Source organism: Sphingomonas sp. NFX23 (assembly GCF_049887795.1).
Taxonomy (GTDB): Bacteria; Pseudomonadota; Alphaproteobacteria; order Sphingomonadales; family Sphingomonadaceae; genus Sphingomonas.
The window spans coordinates 303,584-328,849 of sequence record NZ_JAGEKH010000002.1 but is presented as its reverse complement, the minus strand read 5'-3'; the positions used below and the strand labels follow the sequence as shown (position 1 = coordinate 328,849).

Below are 25,266 nucleotides of genomic sequence, written 5' to 3'. Positions count from 1 at the left end.
CGCAGGATGGTGGAGGGGGCTCACCGCGAGCGTACCAGGAGTGGCGACTACGGCTGGCGGTACGCTCGTGGCACTCCCCCTCCACCCCGCCGCTACGCGTCGCGGTCCCCCTCCCCGTGCCGGGGAGGATTTACCCCCGCAAAGCGTTAGCCGCCCGCGCCTTGATCTCGATCTCGGCCATCGTCCCGCCGGTCACCCAGCTACCCCCGACGCAGAGCACAGGCTTGAACGCCAGCCACTCGGGCGCGCTCGCTTCGGTGATCCCGCCGGTCGGGCAGAAGCTGCACTGATAGAACGGCGCGGCCAGAGCCTTGAGCGCCTTCAACCCGCCATTCGCCTCGGCCGGGAAGAACTTGAAGTGCAACAGACCCAGGTCGAGCCCGGTCATGATATCCGCCGCGTTGGCGATTCCCGGCAGGAACGGAATGCCGCTCTCGATGATCGGCGTGGCGAGGCGTTCGGTTAGCCCCGGCGACACGATGAATTCCGCACCCGCATCGCGGACCTGCGCGAACTGCTGCGTGTTGACGACGGTACCGGCACCGACGATCGCGCCCGGTACCTTTTTCATCTCGGCGATTGCCTCCAGCGCGGCGCCGGTGCGCAACGTCACTTCGAGCACGCGCAGGCCGCCGGCGACCAGCGCTTCCGCGAGCGGGCGAGCAAGCGCCGCGTCCTCGATCACCAGCACCGGGATGACGGCGCTGGTCTGCATGATGTCTGCGATAGTTGCGGTCATTGGGTATGTTCCTGTGCGAAGGCGGCCGCGGCGCCGAACAGGCCGGGCTGGGGATGGGTGATGAGCTTGACGGGCATCGCCGCCATCATGCCCTGGAAGCGACCCTTGGCGACGAAGCGCTGGTCGAAGCCCGAGCGGATCAGGCGATCCTTGATCCGGAAGCCGAGCCCGCCTGCGATCACGACCGCCTTGGCGCCCTGTGCGAGCGCCAGATCGCCCGCAACCGCGCCGAGCGCGAGGCAGAACCGGTCGAGCGCGGCGAGCGCGATCGAATCGGTGCCGTCGATCGCTTCGGTCCAGATCGTCTTGTCGTCATGGCTGGGGACCGCGCGGCCCTCCAGCGCGGCAAGCGTCTCGTAGATCGCGACGATGCCTGGCCCGGCGACGACGCGCTCGGCGGATACGCGCGTGAAGGTCTTGCGCAGCCGCTTGAGCAACGCATCCTCGATCCCGTCGAGCGGGGCGAAGTCCATGTGACCGCCCTCGGTTTCGAGAACCTGATACCCGTCCTTGCGTCGTAGCAATTGCGCGACGCCGAGCCCGGTACCGGGGCCGCAGATCGTCGTGATGCCCTCGGACGGCAGCGGCGTATCGGGTCCGCACAGGTGGATGAAGTCGCTGCTGGGCACCTGCGCGACGGCGTGGCCGACCGCGCCGAAATCGTTGACGACCACCCATTGGTCCGCTTTCAAGCGCTCGGTGATCAGCGACTTGCGGATGATCCACGGGTTGTTGGTCAGCCGGATGACGTCGTTCGCGACCGGCGACGCGACCGCGATCGCGAGCGCGCGGGGGAGGGGGCGTCCGAGCCCCGCCTCGAACGCCTGGTACGCGGTCTGGAGCGATGCGTGGTCCGCGGTCTTCAGCGTCGCCGGCTCGCCGAGCGACACGACGCGGCCGTTCTCGACCTCGGCAATCGCGAAGCGGGCGTGCGTCCCGCCGATATCTGCCGCTACGATTTCCATGTCATCTCTCCCGATCCTCGATATCTTAGTATCCGTTCGTCCTGAGCGCAGTCGAAGGACATGGCCCCAAGCGGGCGGTCCTTCGACTTCGCTCAGGACGAACGGTCGGTAAGGATCCTAAAGCCCCGCCCCCGCCAGCATTGCCGACGCGCCCTTTTCAGCCTCGTCGGCAAGCCCACGGAACATGCCGAACAGCTCGCGGCCCATACCGCTCACCGGCGGCGGTATCGCGACCATCCGGCGCGTCGCCCACTCGTCCGCGTCGACCAGCGCTTCAAGCGTACCGTTGACCGCATCCACCCGGATCATGTCGCCATCACGGATCAACCCGATCGCGCCATCGAGCAGCGCCTCGGGCGAGCAATGGATCGCGCACGGCACTTTCCCGCTCGCACCCGACATTCGGCCATCGGTGACCAGCGCCACCTTGAATCCACGATTCTGCAACACCCCCAGCGGCGGCGTCAGCTTGTGCAGCTCCGGCATGCCGTTTGCGCGCGGCCCCTGGAACCGGACGACGACGACGACGTCCTTCTCCAACTCGCCGCGCTTGAACGCCTCGATCACGTCGAGCTGGTCGTCGAACACCATCGCGGGCGCCTCGACGATCCACCGCTCGCGCTCGACCGCGGACACCTTGATGCACGCACGGCCGATATTGCCCGCGAGAATCCGCATGCCACCATCCGGCGAGAACGGTGCCGTCGCGGGACGGAGGATCGTCTCGTCGCCGCTGTCCGGCGTATCGCGCCAGCCGAGCGTGTCGCCCTCGACGACCGCGGTCTTCGCATAGGCCGACAGGTCTTCGCCACCGATCGTCATGATGTCGCCGTGCAACAGCCCTTCGCCGAGCAGTTCGCGGATCACATAGGGCATGCCCCCGGCAGCCTCGAACGCGTTCACGTCCGCCGAGCCGTTGGGATAGACCCGAGCGATCAGCGGGACCGCGCAGGAAAGGCGATCGAAATCCTCCCAGTCGATGATGATCCCCGCCGCGCGAGCGATCGCCGGCACGTGGAGCAAATGGTTGGTCGAGCCCCCCGTCGCGAGCAGGCCGACCGCGGCGTTCACGATCGCCTTCTCGTCGACGCAGTGCCCGAGCGGTCGATACGAATCGCCGCGCGCGCCGATCTTCGCCAGCCGGTGCACCGCCGCCCGCGTCAGTTCCTGCCGCAGTTTGGTACCTGGATTGACGAACGCCGCGCCCGGCATATGGAGGCCCATGACCTCCATCATCATCTGGTTGGTGTTTGCGGTGCCGTAAAAGGTGCACGTGCCCTTAGAATGATACGCGCCGATCTCGGCCTCGAGCAGCTCGTCGCGCCCGACCAACCCTTCCGCGAACTTCTCGCGAACCGCGGCCTTCGCCTTGTTGGGCAAGCCGGTCGGCATCGGCCCGCCGGGGATCAGCACCATCGGCAGATGCCCGAAGCGCAGCGCCCCCATCAGCAGACCCGGCACGATCTTGTCGCAGATGCCGAGCAGCGCAGCGCCTTCGAACGTGCCGTGAGACAGCGCAATTGCCGTGCTCAGCGCGATCGTATCGCGGCTGAACAGCGACAGCTCCATGCCCGGATAGCCCTGCGTCACGCCGTCGCACATCGCCGGTACGCCGCCCGCGACCTGCGCCGTCGCACCCGCTTCGCGCGCCCAGATCTTCATCAGCTCCGGGTAGCGATAATAGACCGCGTGGGCCGACAGCATGTCGTTATACGCGGTGACGATGCCGATGTTCATGCCGGCATCGGCCTTCATCGCATCGCGGTCTTCCTCGGTCCCGGCATAGGCATGCGCGAGGTTCGCGCAGCCCAGGCCCGGACGCCGGACCTGCGCCGCCGCCTCGCGCTCGATCAGCGCGAGGTAGGCGGCACGGCTGTCGCGAGACCGTTCGATGATCCGGTCGGTAACCGTGGAGACGACGGCGTTCAGCATCGTCACGGCGCCCAGTGCACGTCGACCGGCAGTTCGACTTCGGCCAGCACGCGGCCGATCGGGTAGGACGACGACGGGCCCTGTTCGATCGCCACTTCGAGGACCTTCTTTTTCGCGTCGCCGGTGATCATGATCATCAGTGCCTTCGACGATGCGATCGCCGCCGCCGACAACGTTACGCGCGCCAGCGGAGCCTCTGGCGGCAGCGGATCGGGCATCACGCCAAGCGCGCGACGTTCCTTCGGACCACTCAGCGCTTCATCGTAATCGGGGCCGGGGAAGATCGACGCGGTGTGCCCGTCGCCGCCCATGCCGAGCAGGCAGAAGTCGAGCGGCCAGTGCAGGTCCTGCATCAGCGCATCCGCCGAACGACCGGCCGCCTTGTAGTCCGACATCGCCTCGGGAACGATCGGCTTCACGCGCGCGCCCTTGGGGAGGAAGATTTTCGCCAGCGCTGTCACGTTCGACAATGGATCGCCAAGCTTCACGATCCGCTCGTCGCCGGGGATGATCGTGACCTTTTTCCAGTCGAGCTTCGCCTGCGCAAGCTTCTCATATGCGACGAACGGCGTCTTGCCGCCCGCCAGCGCGATCACCGCCGAGCCGCGCGCGTCGAGCGCACTCTCGATGACGAACTGGATATCGCCTGCGACCGCGTTGGCGAGCTCGCCCGCGTCGTCATATTCCCACCATTCGATTTCGGTCATTCGATCTTTCCTTGAAACCTTTGGGAGGGGTGTTCCCTCCCCGAAAACTCAGTCGTCCTGCCAGGTCACGCCGTCGCGTTCGGTCAGCGCGATCGCGGCGGACGGACCCCAGCTGCCCGACGCGTAGCTCTTGGGCTTCATCGCGTTGGCCTTCCAGCCATCGCGGATCGCGTCGATCCAGGTCCATTGCGCCTCGACCTCGTCACGCCGCACGAACAGAGTCTGGTCGCCTTCGATCAGGTCGAGCAGCAGACGCTCATACGCGATCCGCCGACGCGATCCTGCAAACTCGGCATCCATGCTGAGGTTCAGCGGCACTTCGCGCAGGCGGACGCCCTCACGATCGAGCCCCGGCTCCTTCGCCATCACCAGCAGCTGGATATATTCCTCCGGCTGCAGGCGGATGATCAGCATGTTGGGCTGCAACAGCCCGCCACGCCCCGCGAACATCGAATGCGGCACCGCCTTGAACTGGATCGCGATCTCGCTGCGGCGCGTCGCCATGCGCTTGCCGGTGCGCAGATAGAACGGCACGCCCTGCCAGCGCCAGTTGTCGACATGCGCCTTGATCGCGACGAACGTCTCGGTGGTCGACGGTTGGCCGAGTTCGTCCGAGTAACTCTTGACGAACTTCCCCTTCACCGCGCCTTCGCCATACTGGCCGGTGACCGTGACGTGCGGAACTTCCTCGGGCTTGATCATGCGCAGCGAGCGAAACACCTTCGACTTCTCGTCGCGGACGTCCGTACCCTCGAAGCGCGCGGGCGGCTCCATCGCGATCAGCGCGAGCAGCTGCAGCATGTGGTTGGCGACCATGTCGCGCAGTGCACCCGCGGTTTCGTAATAGCCCGCACGCTCTTCCAGCCCGACGGTCTCCGAGATCGTGATCTGGACGTTGTCGATCCCTTGCGCGTTCCAGACGGGCTCGAAGAACGAATTGCCGAAGCGCAGCGCGAGGATGTTCTGGACGGTCTCCTTGCCGAGATAATGATCGATCCGATAGGTCCGGTCCTCCGGAAAAGCCTTCGCCACCGAGTCGTTGATCTCGCGGCTCGTCTCCAGGTCGTAGCCAAGCGGCTTCTCGAGCCCGACGCGGACGGTCTCGCCAGCAAGCCCAACCTTGTGCAGTCCCTCGATTGCCGCTTCGAACAGCGAGGGCGCGGTCGACAGATAGATCGCGAGACCGCCCGAGATATCGCCGATCTTGTCCGCCAGCGGCTGGAAACTCGCCGGGTCCGATAGGTCGGTCGGCTGATAGAAGATCCGGTCGAGGAACGTCCCGATCGCGCCTTCGTCCTTGCGATCCTCGGGCAGGAACTCGTCGAGCGCCTTCTTGGCGAACTTGCGGTAATCCTTGTCGTCATGCTCGTGACGCGCGGCGCCGGTGATCGTCAGTTCCTCGGGCAGCAACCCGTCGGCGTGCAGGCCATAGAGCGACGGCAGCAGCATGCGCTGCGCGAGATCGCCGGTCGCGCCGAACAGGAGCAGCTTGGCTACGGGATTACGGTGCATGGAAGCTCCTGGATTTGGCGATGGACCGGGCGGAAAACGCCGGTCCTAGAAAACGAGGCCGGCTACGGGATCGACCCCGGCCATGATGTTGAGGTTCTGGACCGCAGCACCGCCGGCGCCCTTGCCCAGATTGTCGAGCGTCGCGACCAGCCGCGCATGGCCGACGGCATCGTTGCCGCAGACCCGCAGCGTCAGTCGATCGGTCCCTGCATTCTCCTCGATATCGACCGAGCCGCTATCGCCGGGGGCAACCGAGACGAGCTTCGAGCCATCGAATGCGGCGCGCAGTACGTCTTCGATCGCCGCGAGCGTAGGCCGGCCGGGCAGGGCGTGGAGGTGCAACGGCACTTCGACCACCATGCCGCGGTAGGTGTTGGCGACAGCGGGCGCGAAGATCGGCGCGTGCTCGAGACCCGCATGCTGCGTCATCTCCGCGATATGCTTGTGCGCGAGGCCTAGCGCGTAGGCGCGAAAGGCCGTCGCCGGCTCGCCATTCTCGAACGCCGCGATCATTGCCTTGCCACCGCCCGAGTAACCCGAGGTCGCGTTGACGCTCAGCGGGAGGTCGGCGGGGATGAGACCGGCCGCGACCAGAGGCGCGACGAGCGCGAGGAAACCGGTGGGGTAGCAGCCGGGGTTCGACACGCGCATCGCGGTCGCTACCTTCTCGGCCTGACCAGGCAGTTCGGGGAAGCCGTAGGTCCAGCCGGCAGCGACGCGGTGTGCGCTCGATGCGTCGATCACGCGGGTGCGCGCATTGTCGATCAGCGTGACGGCTTCGCGCGACGCCTCGTCCGGCAGGCAGAGGATGACGAAATCGGCATCGTTCAGCGCCTCGCGCCGTGCCGCCGGATCCTTCCGACGATCCTCAGGCAGCAGCGCCAGCGTGATGTCGGTCCGCCCGGCAAGCCGCTCGCGGATCTCGAGCCCGGTGGTGCCGACCGCGCCATCGATGAAGACCGTGGTCATGCCGCGTCCGTCGCCGAAAGATCGAGCGCTTCGGCTGCGACATAGCCGACCAGCCCGCTAGGACGGGCAACGCCCCAGGCAGAAACGCCAGCAATCTCCAGCACTTCGAAACTGTCGCCAGGGTTGAGGTCGACCATCGTATCGCTCGCTTCGTCTCGTCCGCTGCGCAACAAAGCTGTGCGCGTGACGGGCCGTATCATCGGCACGGCATAGTGTGGAGCGAATACGTATTCGGCGAGACGAATGTCGGCGATATCGCGGCGAACCGCATGGGTGCGCGGGTCGAGGTCGACCGAGCGGCCCGTCAGCGAAAAGCTCGTGCGGGCCTGGTCGTCGAACGGCTCAAGCGTGAGCGGCTGCGCGCCCATTGGAGCTGGCTGGGGCGGGGCCGTCGCCGATGAATTGCCCGAACTCTTCAAGAAAATCTGCCCCTTCGGTCGTGCGCGCGACGAAGATGTTGCGCTTGTCGCTATCGTCGCGTTGACGGCGCAGATAGCCGAGGGCACCCAATCTGTTCAAGGCGCGCGTGACGACTGGCTTCGATACGTTCAGAGCACGGGCCAGGCCGCGCACCGTATGCGGCCCCGGTTTGAGATATACGAGCAGAAGAAGCGCCATCTGACGATTGGTCAGATCGGGTTCGCCCGAGCGGACATAATCCACCAGAGCGGTCATCCAGGTCGATAAGGTATTGGCTGCCATTGATGCCACAGCGTTGATCCGCCATCTGAATTTATGTGCACGATACCCAGTCATGAGCGTCATTACGGGGTCTCAACGCCGCCCGGACGTCATGTTTCCGTAGCTTTGCGATTGGTTTGCGATATGCGGAGCCGGCGCCGCGGTCGATCACCCGGTTGATCGAAACCGCGACGTCGCCTATGTGCGCGCCTTCGCAAAAGTTCCGGGGTTTTCCGCGCAATGTTCGCCTTTCTGCTCGTCATCCACGCGATCATCGCGGCCGCCCTCGTCACGGTGATCCTCATGCAGCGCTCGGAAGGCGGCGGTCTGGGCATGGGCGGCAGTCCGTCGGGCCTGATGTCGGCACGCGGCGCAGCCGATTTCCTGACCCGCGCGACCGGCGTTCTCGCGACGATGTTCGTGCTGTTCTCGATCCTGCTCGCGGTCCTCGCGGCGAATCACCGCACCACCACGATCGACACGTCGCTCGCCCGCACCCCGGCGGCGGCAACGGCCGTTCCGACCGCGCAGCCCAAGGGCGACGCGGCACCGTTCGCCGGTGGCGCCGAGAATGCCGGTGTACCAGCCGGCACGACCAAGCCGGCCGACAACGGCGCGGTCCCGCTAGCCAACTAAACACTCCATTCGCCGATAAAAGGCCCCTGCGTGATCCGCGGGGCTCTTGTCGTTCGTCCCCAACACACGCTACGAGACTCTTCCCATGGCTCGGTACATTTTCATCACCGGGGGCGTGGTTTCGTCGCTCGGTAAAGGTCTCATGGCGGCATCGCTTGCCGCTCTCCTCCAGGCACGCGGGTATACCGTCAGGATTCGGAAGTTCGATCCGTATCTGAACGTCGATCCCGGCACGATGTCGCCGTATCAGCACGGCGAGGTCTACGTCACCGACGACGGCGCCGAGACTGATCTCGACCTTGGTCATTACGAGCGCTTTACCGGCGTTCCCTCGCGCCAGTCGGACAATGTGACCTCGGGTCGAATCTATCAGCAGATCATCACGCGCGAGCGTCGCGGCGATTATCTCGGTGCGACCGTGCAGGTCATCCCGCACGTCACCGACGCGATCAAGGCGTTCGCCCGCGCCGAGACCGACGGCATAGATTTCATCCTCTGCGAGATCGGTGGCACCGTCGGCGATATCGAATCGCTGCCGTTCATCGAAGCGATTCGCCAGCTCAAGAACGAGGAGGGCCGCGGCAACGCGATCAGCATCCACGTGACTTTGGTCCCGTACATCGCCGCCGCCGGCGAGCTGAAGACCAAGCCGACGCAGCATTCGGTCCGCGAGCTCGCGGCGCTGGGTGTTCAGCCCGACGTACTCGTATGCCGTTGCGAGCATCCGCTGCCGCCGTCGGAACGCGCCAAGATCGCGCTGTTCTGCAACGTCCCCGCCAGCGCGGTCATCCCCGCGTTGGACGCGAAGAGCATCTACGCGGTGCCGCTCCAGTATCACGGCGAAGGCCTCGACATCGAAGTGCTCCGTGCGTTCGGGATCGAGCCCGCCGAGGCGCCCGACCTGTCGCGCTGGACCGAGATCATGGACCGCCTGACCAATCCGCAAGGCGAAGTCACGATCGGCGTGGTCGGCAAATATGTCGGGCTCCAGGATGCGTACAAGTCGCTCAACGAGGCGCTGGTCCATGGCGGCATCGCGAATCGCGTGAAGGTCAACGTCCGCTGGATCGACGCCGAGCTGTTCGAGAACGCCGAAAGCGACATCGCCGGCCAGCTCGAGCCCTGCGACGCGATCCTCGTCCCCGGCGCGTTCGGCGAACGCGGCGCGGAAGGCAAGATCGCGTCCGTGAAGTTCGCCCGCGAGCGGAAGATCCCGTATTTCGGGATCTGCTTCGGGATGCAGATGGCCTGCGTCGAAGGTGCCCGCGATCTTGCCGGCATCCCGAATGCGTCGTCGACCGAGTTCGGCCCGACCGACGAACCCGTGGTCGGCATGATCACCGAATGGATGGGCCGCGAAGGCCTCGAAACCCGTGCGGCCGAAGGCGACATGGGCGGCACGATGCGGCTCGGCGCGTATGACGCGAAGCTCGACGGCAACAGCGTCGTCGCGTCGATCTACGGCGGCACCGAAATTTCGGAGCGTCACCGTCACCGCTACGAGGTCAACACCGGCTATAAGGAAGCGCTCGAACAGGGCGGCCTCGTCTTCTCGGGCATGTCCCCCGACGGCACGCTTCCCGAGATCGTCGAACGTCCCGACCATCCCTGGTTCGTCGGCGTTCAGTTCCATCCGGAATTGAAGTCCAAGCCGTTCGACCCGCATCCCCTGTTCGCGAGCTTCATCGAGGCCGCGGTCAAGCAGAGCCGGTTGGTCTGAACACCGCTCCTTTCCCGGCGAGGGAGGGGGACAAGTCACGCTTTCCGCCTCCCAAGACATGCTCGCATTGAATATCCCCTGAATTACTAGACTTTGCGCGGCAAGGTTTAGGGGAAACATTCATGTCGCTAACGCTTGCTCTGTTGCTTGCCGGTCAGGCCGCTACCGTATCAACGCCGGCCGTTCCGCCGCAGACGCCCGCCGGCGAGCAGGCTGACGCACAGGCCAACGGTCGCCTCGGCAATCAGCAGCAGGGCGGGGGCGGGGACGTCGTCGTTACCGCGCGCCGTCGCGCCGAAACGATCCAGACCGTGCCGATCGCGATGTCCGTCATCGGTGGCACCGCGCTCGCCGAGACCGGCGCGTACAATGTCAGCCGCCTGACGCAGCTTCAGCCGACGCTGCAATTCTACTCCACGAACCCGCGCAATTCCGCCGCCAACATTCGCGGCCTTGGCGCACCGTTCGGCCTGACCAACGACGGGATCGAGCAGGGCGTCGGCATCTATGTCGACCAGGTCTATTACAGCCGGATCGCCTCGGCGACGTTCGACTTTACCGATACCGAGCGGATCGAGGTCCTTCGCGGGCCGCAGGGCACGCTCTACGGCAAGAACACCACCGCTGGCGCGATCAACATCACGACGCGGAAACCCAGCTTCACGCCCGAGGCGCGGATCGAGCTCACGACCGGCAATTATCAGTTCATCCAGGCCAAGGCGTCGGTGTCTGGCCCGCTGATCCCCGACAAGCTCGCGATCCGGTTGTCCGCCTCGGTGACCGAGCGCGACGGCACGATCCACAACGTCGTGACCGGCAAGAACCTCAACGCGCAGGACAATAAGAGCGTCCGCGGACAGCTCTACTGGAAGCCGACCGAGACGCTCGATTTCGCCCTGTCGGGTGATTACGGCCAGCAGAACCCCGATTGCTGCGTGCAATATTACGTTCGCACCGGCGCGACTCAGCGGCCGCTGATCCGGCAATATGCCGCGCTCGCTGCCGCGCAGGGCTATGTCGTACCATCGACCAACGCGTTCGACCGGGTGACCGATGTCGATACGCCCTTGCGTGCAAAGCAGGAACTGGGTGGCGTCTCGTTGCTCGGCAATCTGGATTTGGGCGCGGCCACGATCACGTCGGTTAGCGCATGGCGGTTCTGGCATTGGGATCCGTCGAACGATCGCGACTTTATCGGCCTGCCGATCACCACCGTGTCTGCCAATCCGTCGCAGCAGACGCAGTACAGCCAGGAGTTGCGGATCGCCTCGAACGGCAAGCACACGCTCGATTACGTGCTCGGCGCATTCTACTTCTACCAGACGATCGATACGCAAGGGCTTCAGGTCCAGGGGCCGGCGGCCAGCGCTTTCCTGCTCAACCCGACCAGCACGGGCGGGAAGAATCCGGCGACGCTGAACGGCCTGACCGCGCGCAACACGATCGGCTTCAAGAACACCAGCGCGGCGCTGTTCGGCAAGCTGACCTGGAACGTTAGCGACCGGTTCCAGATCACGCCGGGCCTGCGGCTCAACTACGACAAGAAGAAGGGTGATTACGTCTCGGTCGTGACGACCGGTGCCGGCGAACTCGTCACCAGCGATGCAAGATTCAACGACCAGCGCGGTGTGCTCGCGCCGCAGAGCTATCAGCCCGATTTCGACAATTGGAACCTCTCGGGCGACATTACGGCGGCCTACACCGTGACTTCCGACATCCACGCCTATGCGACCTATGCGCGGAGCTACAAATCCGGCGGGATCAACCTGTCCGGCCTGCCGCTCGACGGCAGCAACAATCCGATCCTATCGGCCGCCACGGTGAAACCCGAGAAGGTCAATCACTACGAGCTGGGCCTGAAGACGCAGTTCCTCGATCGCCGACTGACGCTCAACCTCGCCGGCTTTTGGACCGAGATCAGCGATTACCAAGCGACCGTCACCAACGGCCAGCTCGGCGTGTTGCGCGGCTATCTCGCCAATGCCGGCAAGGTGCGGACTCGCGGTCTGGAGTTCGATTCGGCCTTCCGCCCCACCGACCGGTTCAGCGTCTACGCCAACGGAGCCTATACCGACGCGAAATACGTGAAGTTCGTCGATGCGCCGTGCCCGCCTGAGCTGTCGGGAGGCTCTGCCCCTACCGCGACCAGCCTGCCTGGTCCGGCAGGGACGGGGACGGTCAGCCCGGCCAATTGCGACATCTCCGGTCAGCGCCTGCCCGGCGTGTCGAAATGGGCCTTCTCTTACGGCGCCGAATACGATCTGCCAGCCACGATTGGCGGCGTCGATGGCCAGCTGTATCTCGGCTATGACGGCAGCTATCGGTCGACCTTCTCGTCCAACCCGTCGCGATCGCTGTACACCGACATCAAGGGCTATGCGCTCAGCAACTTCCGCTTGGGATTCAAGGCGAAGGACAGTTGGAACGTTTTCGGCTGGGTGCGTAACGCGTTCGACCATAATTATTACGAAGTGCTCGCGCTCCAGTCCGGCAGCACAGGCCTGGTCGTGGGACAGCCCGGGGATCCGCGCACCTATGGCCTGACCGTGTCGCGATCTTTCTGATCGCCGCGCGTCTGTCGTCACGACGCGTTCAGGTTGAGCGCGATACCTCTCGAATACGGCCCGGAGGGACGTCGCAGTCGGAAGCTCCCGATGTCCCTCCGGTTCCGGATCTACGGCATCTTGCCGCGTATCGGCGACCTCTTGCGCACGGCCTCTGCGGAGCGCAGTCTGTCGACCAGTAACAGGCAGGGGCGGCGACATGTTCTTCGTACGACAGGGGCCCTTGTGGTTTCGCATGACGACAGGCGTGCTCGTTCTTTGGGGACTCGTCGGATGTTTCATGTGCCTGCAACAGCTCAGGCTCGGCGCGGATGCGATGGGGCAGGCGAGCGCTTATGACCGCGCGCTCTATGCAGCGTTGCCCAACTGGTACGACCCACTGTTCGCGGTCGCGGTGCTAACGGGGCTCGTCGGCGCGGTGTTGCTGTTCATGCGCCGCGCCAGTGCGCGTCCGTTCCTGATCGCGTCGCTGGTGGCGACGATCGCGCAGTTCGGCTGGCTGTTCGCCTCGACCGACATCGTCGCGCACAAGGGCGCGAGTGAGACGCTGGGCTTGCCCTTCGTCATCATCGCGGTCGCGGCGTTCACGCTCTGGCTCGTCGGCCATGCGCGGCTGAAGGGCTGGGCAGTATGACGCGCACGACACTGGGCGAGCGCGACGCCGCACGCTATTAGCGCCGCTATGTCCACGACCTACACCCTCGACACCGCGACGAGTCGCGCCAACCCGACGCCCGCGCCGCTCAAGCGCCTGACGATCCCCGCGATCCGCCGCCAGAAGGGCAAGACGCCGCTCGTCATGCTCACCGCCTACACCGTGCGGACAGCGCAGTTGCTCGACCCGCACTGCGACATGCTGCTGGTCGGCGACAGCCTGGGGCAGGTGATCTACGGCCTGCCATCGACCGTGCCCGTAAAGCTGGACATGATGGCGGCGCACGGCGCTGCGGTGGTACGCGGCAGCTATCACGCGGTGGTGGTGATCGACATGCCGTTCGGCAGCTACGAAGCTTCGCCCGAAAAGGCGTTCGAGAGCGCGGCGTATCTGCTCAAGCAGACGGGCGCAGCGGCGGTGAAGCTCGAAGGCGGTATCGCGATGGCGCCTACCGTCAAGTTCCTGACCGAGCGCGGCATTCCGGTGATGGGCCATGTCGGCCTCACCCCGCAGGCGGTCAACGTGCTCGGGGGCTACGGCGCGCGCGGTCGAACGCCCGAGGAAGCCGCCAAGATCGTCGCCGACGCGCAGGGCATCGCCGAGGCGGGCGCATTCTCGCTCGTGATCGAGGGCGTGGTCGAGCCGATCGCGATCGAGATCACCAACACCATCGCCTGCCCGACGATCGGCATCGGTGCATCCGCGCAGTGCGACGGCCAGGTGCTGGTGACCGAGGACATGCTGGGCATGTTCGAGCGTACCGCGAAGTTCGTGAAGCGGTTCGCCGATATCGCCGATACGATCTCGTCCGCGACGCAGACCTATGCCGACGATGTGCGAAGCCGCGCGTTTCCGGGCGCCGAGCAGGTCTACGCGCCCAAGGATTGATCCGCTTCCGTTTCGGTTCCGGCGCGGCTAAGGTCCGCGCCGCCCACCCCCTCACTATTTCCGGAGCATTCCTTGGCCCTCCCGCCGAAAACCGATCAAGCATTCCTGCGTGAGGTCGACGAAGAACTCCGACGCGACCAGCTCGCCGGGTTCTGGACGAACTGGGGCAAATGGGTCGTGGTTGGCGTCGTCGCCGCACTCGCCGCACTCGCTGGCTTCCTGTACTGGCAGCATCACAACAGCGAGGCCGCTGGTGTCGAGGGCGAGCAGCTTCAGGCCGCTTACGATTCGCTCGGTGCGAACAACGCCGCGGCTGCGTCGAAGCCGCTGGCCGAACTCGCCAAGTCGAACCGCGACGGCTACCGCGCACTCGCGCTGTTCACGCAGGCCGATGTCCTTCTTCAGAAGGATGACCTGAAGGGGGCTGCTGCCAAGCTCGGTTCGATCGCTGCGGATACGTCGCTGGCAAAGCCGTTCCGCGATCTCGCGCTGGTTCGCCAGACGTCGGCCGAGTTCGATACGCTGAAGCCGCAGGTCGTCGTCGAGCGGCTTCGTCCGCTGGCGGTGCCCGGCGGTCCGTGGCTCGGTAGCGCGGGTGAGATGGTTGCGATCTCCTATCTCCGCATGAACCAGCGCCAGCAGGCGGGGACTATGTTCGGCCAGATCGCGCGCGATACCGGCGTGCCCGAGACGATCCGTCAACGCGCTGTTCAGATGGCTGGCGTACTGGGTGTGGACGCTGTTGCCAGCACGGGCGCTACTGCCAGGGTTATCACTCCGGCTGCATCAAACGAGGATACCAAGGCGCAATGATGAAGACATATCGGGTGACGGTGGCCGTTGCCGCGCTGGTGGCGCTCAGCGGTTGCGGGATTTTCAAGGGCGGCGGCAACAAGAAGACGCCGACGCTCGGCGACCGCGTGTCGATCCTGGTGTCGGAGAACGAGGTCGAGACCGACAAGACGATCGCCGACGTCCAGGTCCTGTTGCCGGCGCCTGCGGTCAACGACGCCTGGGCCCAGCCCGGCGGCAACCCCGCCAAGTCGATGGGTCAGCTCGCGCTCGGCGACCAGCCCAAGCGTCTCTGGCAGGCCGGTATCGACGGTGGCTCGAACCGCGAACGTCTCGGCGCAGCCCCGGTCGTTGCCGACGGCAAGTTGTTCGTCACCGACGTCACCGCGACGATCCATGCCTTCACCGCCGACACCGGCGCCGCGCTGTGGAGCGCGGGGATCACCGAGGGCAAGCTCAACAAGGCGGCACGCTTCGGCGGCGGCGTCAGTTATGACGACGGCAAGCTTTACGCCACCGACGGTGTCGGCGACGTCGTCGCGATGAGCGCGGCGGACGGCAAGATTCTCTGGCGCGCCAAGCCCGGCGCGCCGCTCCGCGGCTCGCCGACGGTTGCCAATGGCGCGGTCTATGTCCTTACGCAGGACAATCAGGTCTTCTCGCTCAACCAGGCCGACGGCAAGGTTCAGTGGGTCCAGTCGGGCACGCTCGAGACGCAGGGCGTGTTCGGCGTCGCGGCACCCGCCGTGAGCCAGGGCACCGTGGTCGCCGGCTTCTCCAGCGGCGAACTCAGCGCGTATCGCTACGAGAACGGCCGTATCCTGTGGCAGGACGCGCTGTCGCGCACCTCGATCACGACGTCGGTGTCGAGCCTGTCGGACATCGACGCCGCACCGGTCATCGATGGCGGCCGCGTCTATGCCGTTGGGCAAGGCGGCCGCATGGTCGCACTCGAACTGTCGACCGGACAGCGTCTGTGGGAGCAGAACTTCGCCGGCATCTCGACCCCCTGGATCGCGGGCGAGTGGCTGTTCGTGGTGACCGACGATGCCAAGCTGGTCTGCTTGTCTCGTTCGAACGGCAAGGCTCGCTGGATCGCCCAGTTGAAGCGGTTTCAGAACGAGAAGAAGCGTAGCAACGCCGTCACTTGGTTCGGCCCGATCCTGGCTGGCAACCGCCTCGTCCTGACCAACTCGCGCGGCGAGATCAATTTCGTCTCGCCGACGGACGGCACGGTAAGCTCGACGATTGAGACGAAGACCCCGTTCTCGCTGCCGCCGATCGTCGCGAACTCGACGCTCTACACGCTCGACCAGAAGGGCAAGGTCACCGCGTACAGGTAACCGAAACCCCCTTTCCCCGCCGGGGAGAGGGAAGGGGCCCGCCGCACTTGCGGTGGGAAGGGTGAGGGGAGTGAGGCTAGGATCACCTGCCCCAACTACCCCTCACCCTTCCGTCGCCTAAGGCTCCTCCCTCCCTCTCCCCGGAGGGCGAGGGACTAGGTGACCTTTCGCGCGACACGCGCTAAGGGCACGCCATGTCCAAACTCCCCGTGGTCGCGATCGTCGGCCGCCCAAATGTCGGCAAGTCGACTCTTTTCAACCGCCTCGTCGGCAAGAAGCTCGCGCTGGTCGACGACCGGCCTGGCGTCACGCGCGATCGCCGTGAAGGCGATGCGTCGCTGATCGGTCTTGAATTCCGCATCATCGACACCGCCGGCTATGAAGACCACGACGCACAGACGTTGCCCGGCCGGATGCGCCAGCAGACCGAAGCCGCCGTCGAACAAGCCGATGTCGCGCTGTTCCTGTTCGATGCGCGCGCTGGCATCGTGCCGCTCGACGAAGAGATCGCGCGCTGGCTGCGCACCGCTGACGTCCCCGTGATCCTCGTCGCCAACAAGGCCGAAGGTCGCGCGGGCGAAGACGGTATCCTCGAATCGCTCGCGCTAGGCTTCGGCGACCCGGTCCAGCTGTCGGCCGAGCACGGCGAAGGCATGGGCGACCTGTTCGAAGGCCTGCTCCCGCTACTCGAAGGCAAGGAAGAGCCGCCCGAGGAACAGCCCGACAATGAATATGAGGGCCCGCTGAAGCTCGCGATCGTCGGCCGCCCGAACGCGGGCAAGTCGACGCTCGTCAACCGCATTCTCGGTGAAGATCGCATGATCACCGGCCCCGAAGCCGGCATCACGCGAGATTCGATCAGCGTCGACTACGACTGGCATCCGACCGGTGGCGAGGCGCGGAAAGTGCGCCTGATCGACACCGCGGGCATGCGCAAGCGCGCCAAGGTGCAGGACAAGCTCGAGAAGATGTCGGTCGAGGACGCGCTGCATGCGGTCGACTTCGCCGAGGTCGTGGTGCTGCTGCTCGACGCGACGCTGGGTCTCGAGGCGCAGGATCTCCGCATCGCCGACAGGGTGCTGCAGGAGGGCCGCGCACTCGTCATCGCGCTCAACAAATGGGACATCGCCGAGAGCGCATCGTCGCTGTTCAACGGCGTCAAGCGCGCTCTCGAAGACGGCTTAAGCCAGGTCAAGGGCGTTACCGTGATGACCGTGTCCGGCGCGACCGGCAAGGGCATCGACCAGTTGCTCCAGGCCTGCTTCGACACGCGCGACGCGTGGTCGAAGCGTGTCGGCACCGGCGAACTCAATCGCTGGTTCGAGCGCGCGATCGAAGCGACCCCGCCGCCCGCTCCCGGTGGCAAGCGGATCAAGATGCGCTACGTCACGCAGGTCAAGACGCGACCGCCCAGCTTCGTCATCTTCGGCACGCGCGTCGATCAGCTGCCGGCAAGCTACGAGCGGTATCTGGTCAATTCGATGCGCAAGGATCTCGGCTTCGGCGCGGTGCCGGTGCGCCTGATGTTCCGCGCGCCGAAGAATCCGTACGACGACGGCAAGGGCGGCGGCGGCCACTAGGCGTGGTGTCGGGCGTGGTCCGTATCGACGCCAGGGGCATGCGTTGTCCTTGGCCTGCGATGCGGCTCGCCCGCGCGTTACGGAATGGTGCGACCCGCGTCGAGGTGACAGCGGATGACCCTCAAGCCCCGACCGAACTCGCGGCGGTCGCGGCGTCCGCCAATGCAACAATAGAAATCGTTTTGGATGTATCTATTTCAGTCTTTGTCGTAACTTGTCGTTAGTTTTTCAACACTGTGTTTACCTTGGTTATGTATGATACGGCTCTGACCTTCATGGCGCTATTTGCTTAACGGGAGAAGGCGACAGTGGCGTTCGAGGGAAGCACCCTGATCAATTGGCCCGCGTTCGTGCAGGCGCGCAACGAACTCGGCGCGGGATTTGGCCGCATCCTCGGATATTTTCGTGAGGACGGCGTGAAGTCGGTTGCTGCGATCGAGGCGGCGATGCGTACGCTCAATGCTGCAGCCATGGTGATACCCGCGCATACGCTGAAGGGTGAAGCGCGGCAGTTCGGGGCGGAGCCGCTTGCCGATCTGGCGGAGGCAATCGAGACGATTGCGCGCGATTGCCTGGAAATGCAGGACACGCCCGACGAGGCGCTGGAGCATATCGTCCGGTTACGGCCGCTTTTCGTCGAGACGCTGACGCTGCTGGAGCGCGAGGCCAACCCGGTCGCAGTGCGCAAGCCCGTTGCGGGCGGTGGGTTTGGGCGTCGTGCCGTACCGACTGGGTTCGGAGGGGAATAATTCGTCGCCAGACTGACGGATAATGCAGCCCTGTCATCTCACCTTTCAGCGAGATGACAGGGGGGTGAATCAGCCCTTCAGATGCGGCGCCGCGCCCGCCTTGGGCGAATCATGTTCCGAGATCGAGTTGAGCTGGATGTAGTTGTGGATACCCATCCGCGCGATCATCTCGAACTGGCGCTCGAGCGTATCGACATGCTCTTCCTCGCTGGCGAGGATGCGGGCGAACAGGTCGCGGCTGATATAGTCCTTGACCTCTTCGCAGTAGGAGATCGCGCCCTTGAGCTGGACGGTGGCCTCGACTTCGAGCGCCAGATCCGACTTCAGCACTTCCTCGACGGTCTCGCCGATGCGAAGGCGGCCGAGCAGCTGGAAGTTCGGCAGGCCGTCGAGGAACAGGATGCGCTCCGACAGCCAGTCGGCGTGCTTCATCTCGTCGATCGATTCCATCCGCTCGTACTGGGCGAGCTTGTAAACGCCCCAATGCTCGAGCATCCGGTAATGGAGCCAATATTGATTGACCGCGGTCAGCTCGTTCTTGAGCGCCTCGTTCAGGAATTCGATTACTTGGGGGTCGCCGCGCATGGCCATATCTCCGTCACCTCTGACAGACATGTAGCGGGCTGACACAGATTAGCACAACCCCAAAAAATGGCAGTTTTCCGGGCTTTTCTAGCTGTTGCGACGCTTATGCAGCGGCGCGTTCGTCGTCGATAATCGCTCGCGCTATCGACGTGCACTGGCCGCATTTGGGTTTCCGACCCATCGAGCGGAAGGCCTGGCACGGTGTAGTGCAACCGCCGCGTGCGCAGTTGCGAACGTCGGATTCTCGTATGGCATTGCAAACGCAGACGACCATGGGAACTCCCTAGCTGTAAGCACGGGATACGGATAATGCGAACCACTCGCAAGCCCTTTTGCGTCTTATTCGCAAATAGCGTCATCGGCTGGCCGTGAATGCCGAACCGCGCATCGGCTGCCACGCGAAGCGGGAGAGGCTGCGCCATAGCCATTCGAGCGGACCGTAGCGGAACCGGTCGAGCCACGGCTTCGACCATAGAAGCATCAGCAGGCAAACCGGTACGACGACCAGATAGAGCTGGGCTCGCGACAATGTGCCGTACAGCCCGAAGCCGTACCCGTAGAACAGGGTGGTGCAGAGGACGGTCGTGCCGAGATAGTTGGAGAATGCCATTCGACCTGCCGCCGAGACTCGGGCCGTCAACCAGCCGCCGGGCCGTGCGAGCAGGATGATTGCCGCGGCGTACCCCATGATCGTCAGTGGCCGAAGCGGGGTTGCGAGCGCGAGCCACGACAGCGCCACATAGCGCGCGTCGAACCCGTGGGCGATGTCGAACGCCGCGATGGCCGCATAGCAGATCCAGCCGAGTCCGATTCCGACGACCGCAATCACGGTGTAGCGTCGCCGCGACCATTCCCCCGTCAGGAACCCCGATCGCAGCCCCGCCATGCCGAACAGCATGAAGCCTAGCGTCTCCGGACCAGTGGCGGTGAGGGACGTGATCGGCCCAGCGCCGTGCGTCCAACGCCACGCGACCAGATCGCGCCATCCGCCACGTCCGATGGCAAGTTCGCGGGTGACGGAGGCGGGGGAGGGCTGGCCGAATTGATCCGCCAACAGCTGCCAGTTCGTGAAGACCCGCGCCGTTGCGCCCGGCCGGTGCGCGGCGGCGTGAAGGTCGAACGTGTAGGCGACGAGCGTCGTCAGCTCGACCGTCTGGAGCGCGATGCAGGCGAGCCCGACGCCGATCAGCCAGCGGACCGGCAACCGCGCGAACATGTACGCGAGCGCGCCGACCAGCGCGTAGTGCGCGAGGATGTCGCCCCACCACAGCAGGTACAGGTGTGCGATGCCGAACACGAACAGCCACGCCATGCGGCGCAGGTGGACGGTCGCCGGGTCTTCGCCGCTCGCCTCGGCCCGGTCGATGACCAGCAGCATAGACGCGCCGAACAGGAACGAGAACAACCCGCGCATCTTGCCGTCGATGACGATGAAGGTCGTGGTCCAGGCGATCAGGTCGGGCGTGCTCGGCGCGCCCATCGAGGCGGGGGTCATGTAGGCGAATTCGGGGAAGCCGAATGCGGCGATGTTTGAGGCGAGGATGCCCATGACGGCGACGCCACGGATGAGGTCGAGCGTGGCGATTCTGGTGGGCGCGGGGGTCATGCGGGCAGAGTGAAGTATAGGAAGTACAGGCGCTCGCGCGGCGTTTCGTGAGAGCGTCGTATCGCTTGGGTTGAGGCAATCCTAACGGCGGGCTTGCTGGTGACGGCGACGCCACGGATGAGGTCGAGCGTGGCGGTTCTGGCGGGGGCGGGGGGCTGCGGGAAAAGTGAAGTATAGGAAGTGTAGACGCTCGCGCAGCATTTTCGTGAGGCCGTCGTACACGCTGGAAGACGGCATGATCGCGCTCGGCGGCGTTGCAAGCGTGGCTGCCTCGGCCGGGCCGGCCCGATACAGGTAGTGCTCGATCGACGCTTGGACCGGGTCGACGCGTCTTGGTAGCGCTGTAGGTTTGGAATGCTTCGGTCATGGTTCGACGCTGGCATATCGGGGTGGTGTAGGACAGTCCGCTTTGAGGGGCATCTCGGCGTCAGAAGCCTCGCGGCTTGGTGCGTGGGCCAGCCGGTAGGACATCTGCTTGACCTGTCGTCCCTGCGCAATACCTCGCTTGTTGTCCTCCTCGGGTGTCGCCCCTGAAGCCGATCCGCCCCGGCACCCCAACGAACGCTGGGGTATCCCCGTTTGCTGCCGCTGCAGCCCGGTGCGGGAGATCCCAGCTTTCGCTGGGATGACGGAGGGGGGGGGTCGCCGCGTCCTACTTGAGCTTGATCGAACGACATCTCTCCGCTCCTTGTCCTCCCGCGAAGGCGGAGCCCAGACTGGGTCCCCGCCTTTGCGGGGAAACATACTGTGGTTCGTATTCGTGCCTCATCCAGAAGGGCGACCACCCCGGCGAAGGCCGGGGCCCAATTGGGGGACGATCATGGCTGCGGGCATCGCTTCGTTACTGCGGCCATCCCAATTGGGCCCCGGCCTCCGCCGGGGTGGTTGCTTTGCTTTGCTTTGCTTTGCGTTGGGGCGGAGCGGGGCGGGGGCGATCTAGGAACGGTAGGCCACCGCGGCCGAACCCATCACGCCAGTGCTGCGTCGACCCCCATAAGCTTCGGGAAGAACCCCTCGTGCGCAGTCCGCAGCGCATCCAACGCGATGACGTCGTCGCGGTCGGGGCGTTCGAAGATCAGGCGCTTGCCGCCGGTGCGACCCAGGGGTTCGGCCTCGACGTCCGCTGCATGGGCCGCGCCGAGGAAGTCGAGCAGCGAATGATCGTCGACGGTGACGATGTAGACGCCCTGGTCCTCCGCGAAGAACGAGCGCGCGCAGTCGAATGGCTGCTTCCGGTCGATCATCGCGCCGATTCCGCCGGCCAGCGCCATCTCGGCGAGCGTCACCGCGATGCCGCCGTCGGACACGTCGTGGACCGCGGTCAGCTGGCCCAACGCGATCGCTTCGCGGATCAGGTCGCCGACGCGGCGCTCGGCAGCGAGATCGACCGGCGGCGGCGGGCCGGCGTCGAGCTGTTCGCGGCCGTGGCACTCGCGCAGCCACAGCGACTGGCCGAGATGGCCACCGCGCGTGCCGACCGCGAGGATGATGTCGCCCGAGCCCTTGAACGCGATCGTCGCATTCTTCTGCCAGTCGGCGAGCAACCCGATCGCGCCGATCGCCGGGGTCGGCAAGATCGCCGAGCCGCCGCCCGTGGCCTTCGATTCATTGTAGAGCGAGACGTTGCCCGAGACGATCGGGAAATCGAGCGCGATGCAGGCGTCGCTCATGCCTTCGAGGCAGCCTACGATCTGGCCCATGATCTCGGGGCGCTGCGGGTTGGCGAAGTTCAGGCAGTTGGTGACGGCGAGCGGCAGCGCGCCGACCGCGGTCAGGTTGCGCCAGGCTTCGGCGACCGCCTGCTTGCCGCCCTCGACCGGGTCGGCGAAACAGTAGCGCGGCGTGCAGTCGGTGGTCATCGCCAGCGCCTTCTGCGTACCGTGGACGCGGACGACCGCGGCGTCGCCACCCGGGCGCTGCACCGTGTCGGCGCCGACCATGTGATCGTACTGCTCCCAGATCCAGCGGCGTGAGGCGATATCGGGCGAGCCCATCAACGTGAGCAGGTCGGCGGCGATGTCGCTGCTGTGCGGCGCGTTGGCGAGCGGCGCGGGCTTGGGCGTCGGGACGTGCGGGCGGTCGTACAGCGGCGCCTCGTCGGCGAGCGGCCCGAGCGGGATGTCGCAGACGGTCTCGCCCTTGAAATTCAGCACCATGCGGCCGGTGTCGGTGACTCGGCCGATCACCGCGAAATCGAGCTCCCACTTCTTGAAGATCGCCTCGGCCTCGGCTTCGCGGCCGGGCTTGAGGACCATCAGCATGCGCTCCTGCGATTCCGAGAGCATCATCTCGTACGGCGTCATGCCGGTCTCGCGCTGCGGCACGTCGTCCATCGTCAGCTCGATGCCGACGCCGCCCTTCGACGCCATCTCGACCGCGGACGAGGTAAGGCCGGCGGCGCCCATGTCCTGGATCGCGACGATCACGTCGGTGGCCATGAGTTCGAGACACGCTTCGATCAGCAGCTTCTCGGTGAACGGATCGCCGACCTGCACGGTCGGGCGCTTGGCGTCCGAATCCTCGCCGAAGTCCGCGCTCGCCATCGTCGCGCCGTGGATACCGTCGCGGCCGGTCTTGCTGCCGACATAGACGATCGGATTGCCGATGCCCGAAGCTGCCGAATAGAAGATCTTGTCCTGGTCGGCGATCCCGACGGTCATCGCGTTGACCAGGATGTTGCCGTCGTATGCCGAGTGGAAGTTCACTTCACCGCCGACGGTCGGAACGCCGACGCAATTGCCGTAGCCGCCGATGCCGTGGACCACGCCCGAAATCAGGTGGCGCATCTTGGGGTGATCGGGGCGGCCGAAGCGGAGTGCGTTGAGGTTGGCGATCGGCCGCGCGCCCATCGTGAAGACGTCGCGCAGGATGCCGCCGACGCCGGTTGCTGCGCCCTGATAGGGCTCGATGTAGGACGGGTGGTTGTGGCTCTCCATCTTGAAGATCGCCGCCTGGTTGTCGCCGATATCGACGACGCCGGCATTCTCGCCTGGGCCGCAGATGACGCGGGGGCCCTTGGTGGGCAGCTTCATCAGGTGGATCTTGCTGGATTTGTAGCTGCAATGCTCGGACCACATGACCGAGAAGATGCCGAGCTCGACCATGTTCGGCTCGCGGCCGATGGCGCGCAGGACGCGCTCATATTCTTCGGGGGACAGGCCGTGGTCGGCGACGATCTGCGGTGTGATCTCGGTCATGGGGCGGCAGATAGCGGTGACGGCGGTCCGCGTCACCCTTTGTACGTCAGATTCCTGTGGCGGAGCCGCGTAAAAGGTTTCGGGGTCAGTCCATACACGTCTCGACCGGTTCGTTTCGGACCCAATCCCGCTGGACTCGACAGTCGTCCCGTGAGGAACTCCAGTAACGGATCAGGATGGATCCGGAGGAGGAAATACTCATGACCGAGCCGGTTGGATATTACCAAGTAAAGCTGGACGTCAAGCATGGCGGATTTGCAGGCGCGCCGACGCTTCATCTCGATCTCGGCGTGAATGCCCCGACCGGACAAATCTCCGGATCGGCGCAAATCACGCAAGCATTGCCGCCACCTTACGGCACGACCGTCATTCCCCATGTCACGGGTGCGATCCTGCATACCGGGTTCGGGCACGACACCTTGCTCGTGCACGTCGCCGGCCAATATGTTGTTTCGGTACCACCACCCGGAATCGGATCGTATCTCGCCCACTTCAGCGCCGCGCTGGCCGTGGCCAAGGATTGGAACGGCAAGGGTTCGTTCGAATATAGCGGCCACGTCATCACCGACTGTACGGTGAAGAACGTGTCCGCAGGCTGACGCTATACGTAAGGCGGCTGCGTGTAGCCCTTGGGGCTGAGCGTGAAGATCTCGCAGCCGTCTTCCGTAATGCCGATCGAATGTTCGAACTGCGCGGACAGCGAGCGATCGCGCGTGACCGCCGTCCAGCCGTCGTCGAGCAGCTTCACGTCGGGGCGGCCGATGTTGATCATGGGCTCGATCGTGAAGATCATGCCGGGGCGAAGCTCGGGGCCGGTACCGGGCTTGCCGACATGGACGACTTCGGGGGCGTCGTGGAACAGGCGGCCGACGCCGTGGCCGCAGAAATCGCGGACCACGCCGTAGCGGTGCTTTTCGGCGTGGCGCTGGATCGCGTTGGCGACGTCGCCCATGCGGTTGCCGGGCTTGGCGTGCTCGATGCCGATCATCAGGCACTCGTAGGTGACTTCGACGAGGCGGCGCGCCTTGATCGGCACGTCGCCGATCAGGTACATTCGGCTCGTGTCGCCGTGCCAGCCGTCCAACAAAGGCGTGACGTCGACGTTGACGATATCGCCCGATTTCAGCGTCTTCTCGCTTGGGATGCCGTGGCAGACGACGTGGTTGATCGAGATGCAGACGCTGTGCGTGTAACCGCGATAGCCGAGCGTCGCTGGGACGCCGCCGCCGGCGACGATGAAGTCGTAGATCAGCCGGTCGATCTCGGCGGTGGTCACGCCCGGCACCATGTGCGGCACGATCATGTCGAGCGTCTCGGCGGCGAGTCTGCCCGCCTTCATCATGCCGGCGAACGCGGCGGGGCCGTGCAGCTTGATGGCGCCGGTGCGCGCGTCGGGCTGGTCCGAGGTGACGGTTACATATTCGGTCATGCAACGCGATATAGCGT

The 25,266-nt window shown here is 65.2% G+C and carries 24 protein-coding genes; 11 read left to right on the top strand and 13 right to left on the bottom strand.

Annotated features, from left to right (window positions below; translation table 11 throughout):
• Nucleotides 1-130: 130 nt before the first annotated feature.
• From eda to J4O76_RS05415, 8 genes are all read right to left on the bottom strand, one after another.
• Entirely contained in the window at nt 131-739 is a 609-nt protein-coding gene (gene eda, locus J4O76_RS05450) for a bifunctional 4-hydroxy-2-oxoglutarate aldolase/2-dehydro-3-deoxy-phosphogluconate aldolase (protein ID WP_426280719.1), read from the bottom strand.
• Entirely contained in the window at nt 736-1,704 is a 969-nt protein-coding gene (glk, locus tag J4O76_RS05445; protein WP_056486103.1) for a glucokinase, read from the bottom strand. Before glk ends, eda begins: the two co-directional genes overlap by 4 nt.
• 117 nt (nt 1,705-1,821) lie before the next feature.
• Nucleotides 1,822-3,636 (bottom strand): phosphogluconate dehydratase, encoded by a 1,815-nt coding sequence (edd, locus tag J4O76_RS05440; protein WP_426280718.1) that lies wholly within the window; start codon nt 3,634-3,636, stop codon nt 1,822-1,824.
• 2 nt (nt 3,637-3,638) lie between these two features.
• Nucleotides 3,639-4,343 (bottom strand): 6-phosphogluconolactonase, encoded by a 705-nt coding sequence (pgl, locus tag J4O76_RS05435; RefSeq protein WP_426280716.1) that lies wholly within the window; start codon nt 4,341-4,343, stop codon nt 3,639-3,641.
• A 48-nt stretch (nt 4,344-4,391) separates the two neighbouring features.
• Nucleotides 4,392-5,855, bottom strand: coding sequence for a glucose-6-phosphate dehydrogenase (gene zwf / locus J4O76_RS05430; RefSeq protein ID WP_426280715.1), 1,464 nt, complete (start codon nt 5,853-5,855; stop codon nt 4,392-4,394).
• A 45-nt stretch (nt 5,856-5,900) separates the two neighbouring features.
• The gene (gene argC / locus J4O76_RS05425) at nt 5,901-6,824 is read right to left on the bottom strand and encodes an N-acetyl-gamma-glutamyl-phosphate reductase (RefSeq protein ID WP_426280714.1); all 924 of its coding nucleotides are present in this window, start codon (nt 6,822-6,824) and stop codon (nt 5,901-5,903) included.
• Nucleotides 6,821-7,192, bottom strand: coding sequence for an SH3 domain-containing protein (locus J4O76_RS05420; protein ID WP_426280713.1), 372 nt, complete (start codon nt 7,190-7,192; stop codon nt 6,821-6,823). Before J4O76_RS05420 ends, argC begins: the two co-directional genes overlap by 4 nt.
• A complete protein-coding gene (locus tag J4O76_RS05415) occupies nt 7,167-7,499 on the bottom strand; it encodes a MarR family transcriptional regulator (RefSeq protein ID WP_136191419.1) in 333 nt (110 codons plus the stop codon). Before J4O76_RS05415 ends, J4O76_RS05420 begins: the two co-directional genes overlap by 26 nt.
• Nucleotides 7,500-7,745: 246 nt before the next feature.
• Here J4O76_RS05415 and secG point away from each other — a divergent pair, with 246 nt between their 5' ends.
• From secG to J4O76_RS05365, 10 genes are all read left to right on the top strand, one after another.
• On the top strand, nt 7,746-8,141 hold the full coding sequence (gene secG / locus J4O76_RS05410; protein WP_056050855.1) for a preprotein translocase subunit SecG: 396 nt from the start codon (nt 7,746-7,748) through the stop codon (nt 8,139-8,141).
• An 85-nt stretch (nt 8,142-8,226) separates the two neighbouring features.
• Nucleotides 8,227-9,861, top strand: coding sequence for a CTP synthase (locus J4O76_RS05405; protein ID WP_060526950.1), 1,635 nt, complete (start codon nt 8,227-8,229; stop codon nt 9,859-9,861).
• 122 nt (nt 9,862-9,983) lie between these two features.
• Nucleotides 9,984-12,425, top strand: coding sequence for a TonB-dependent receptor (locus J4O76_RS05400; protein ID WP_426280712.1), 2,442 nt, complete (start codon nt 9,984-9,986; stop codon nt 12,423-12,425).
• Between the two features lie 199 nt (nt 12,426-12,624).
• On the top strand, nt 12,625-13,059 hold the full coding sequence (locus J4O76_RS05395) for a hypothetical protein (RefSeq protein WP_426280711.1): 435 nt from the start codon (nt 12,625-12,627) through the stop codon (nt 13,057-13,059).
• A gap of 48 nt (nt 13,060-13,107) precedes the next feature.
• Complete coding sequence (gene panB, locus J4O76_RS05390; protein WP_426280710.1) at nt 13,108-13,968, top strand: 3-methyl-2-oxobutanoate hydroxymethyltransferase; 861 nt, start codon at nt 13,108-13,110, stop codon at nt 13,966-13,968.
• 72 nt (nt 13,969-14,040) lie between these two features.
• A complete protein-coding gene (locus J4O76_RS05385; RefSeq protein ID WP_426280708.1) occupies nt 14,041-14,781 on the top strand; it encodes a tetratricopeptide repeat protein in 741 nt (246 codons plus the stop codon).
• Nucleotides 14,778-16,103, top strand: a complete 1,326-nt coding sequence (locus J4O76_RS05380) for a PQQ-binding-like beta-propeller repeat protein (protein WP_426280706.1) — start codon at nt 14,778-14,780, stop codon at nt 16,101-16,103. Before J4O76_RS05385 ends, J4O76_RS05380 begins: the two co-directional genes overlap by 4 nt.
• Nucleotides 16,104-16,297: 194 nt before the next feature.
• A complete protein-coding gene (gene der / locus J4O76_RS05375) occupies nt 16,298-17,683 on the top strand; it encodes a ribosome biogenesis GTPase Der (RefSeq protein WP_426280705.1) in 1,386 nt (461 codons plus the stop codon).
• A 2-nt stretch (nt 17,684-17,685) separates the two neighbouring features.
• The gene (locus J4O76_RS05370) at nt 17,686-17,907 is read left to right on the top strand and encodes a sulfurtransferase TusA family protein (protein WP_426280704.1); all 222 of its coding nucleotides are present in this window, start codon (nt 17,686-17,688) and stop codon (nt 17,905-17,907) included.
• 84 nt (nt 17,908-17,991) lie between these two features.
• On the top strand, nt 17,992-18,432 hold the full coding sequence (locus J4O76_RS05365; protein WP_426280703.1) for an Hpt domain-containing protein: 441 nt from the start codon (nt 17,992-17,994) through the stop codon (nt 18,430-18,432).
• Between the two features lie 69 nt (nt 18,433-18,501).
• Here the strand turns inward: J4O76_RS05365 and bfr are convergent, their stop codons facing one another.
• The 4 genes from bfr to purL all read right to left on the bottom strand — a co-directional run bounded on the left by bfr (nt 18,502) and on the right by purL (nt 23,820).
• Entirely contained in the window at nt 18,502-19,017 is a 516-nt protein-coding gene (bfr, locus tag J4O76_RS05360; RefSeq protein ID WP_426280702.1) for a bacterioferritin, read from the bottom strand.
• A gap of 103 nt (nt 19,018-19,120) precedes the next feature.
• Complete coding sequence (locus J4O76_RS05355) at nt 19,121-19,291, bottom strand: (2Fe-2S)-binding protein (protein ID WP_426280701.1); 171 nt, start codon at nt 19,289-19,291, stop codon at nt 19,121-19,123.
• An 81-nt stretch (nt 19,292-19,372) separates the two neighbouring features.
• On the bottom strand, nt 19,373-20,623 hold the full coding sequence (locus tag J4O76_RS05350; RefSeq protein WP_426280700.1) for a DUF418 domain-containing protein: 1,251 nt from the start codon (nt 20,621-20,623) through the stop codon (nt 19,373-19,375).
• 968 nt (nt 20,624-21,591) lie between these two features.
• Nucleotides 21,592-23,820 (bottom strand): phosphoribosylformylglycinamidine synthase subunit PurL, encoded by a 2,229-nt coding sequence (purL, locus tag J4O76_RS05345; protein ID WP_426280699.1) that lies wholly within the window; start codon nt 23,818-23,820, stop codon nt 21,592-21,594.
• A 200-nt stretch (nt 23,821-24,020) separates the two neighbouring features.
• On the opposite strand from purL, the gene J4O76_RS05340 reads away from it, so the two are divergent.
• On the top strand, nt 24,021-24,419 hold the full coding sequence (locus J4O76_RS05340; RefSeq protein WP_426280697.1) for a DUF1842 domain-containing protein: 399 nt from the start codon (nt 24,021-24,023) through the stop codon (nt 24,417-24,419).
• Nucleotides 24,420-24,421: 2 nt separating this feature from the next.
• Here J4O76_RS05340 and map read toward each other — a convergent pair whose 3' ends face one another.
• Nucleotides 24,422-25,249 carry a type I methionyl aminopeptidase gene (map, locus tag J4O76_RS05335; protein WP_136189713.1) on the bottom strand — a complete coding sequence of 276 codons (828 nt, stop codon included), beginning with the start codon at nt 25,247-25,249 and terminating at the stop codon, nt 24,422-24,424.
• Nucleotides 25,250-25,266 lie beyond the last annotated feature (17 nt).